General features: G+C 33.7%; 1 protein-coding gene. It reads left to right on the top strand.

Translation table 11 applies throughout. The features are described 5' to 3' along the window. Positions 1-342, top strand: a 342-nt coding sequence (locus tag IDG65_RS14275) for an ABC transporter permease subunit (RefSeq protein ID WP_206174229.1), incomplete at its 5' end; no start/stop codon positions are given. Positions 343-442 lie beyond the last annotated feature (100 nt).

The raw sequence follows: 442 nt of genomic DNA, 5'->3' as shown, positions 1-442 counted from the left end.
TCTTATGGCTTAGGTGCAAATAAATGGCAAACTATTCGTCGTGTCGTATTACCGGCTGCTTTACCTGGTATTTTGACTGGATTCATCTTATCACTATCTCGTGCATTGGGTGAAACAGCACCATTAATCTTAATTGGTATACCAACTATTTTATTAGCAACACCAACAAGCATTATGTCTATGTTCACAGCATTACCAACTCAAATTTACACTTGGGCTAAAATGCCTCAAGCTGAATTCCAAAATGTTGCATCAGCAGCAATTATTATATTACTTGTAATCTTATTACTAATGAACGCAGTAGCCATTTTCTTACGTAATAAGTTCTCTAGAAAATATTAATCCAATCAAATACAACATAATTTAGGGAGTGAAGGTTGAATCGATAATATCATGTTTTTAGTAGAGCATAACTATCGTTTCAATCTTACAGATATAAAGG

The organism is Staphylococcus sp. EG-SA-17 (assembly GCF_017151845.1).
Classification (GTDB): Bacteria; Bacillota; Bacilli; order Staphylococcales; family Staphylococcaceae; genus Staphylococcus; species Staphylococcus aureus.
The sequence above is the reverse complement of the archived record's forward strand: the minus strand, read 5'-3'. Positions and strand labels throughout refer to the sequence as shown.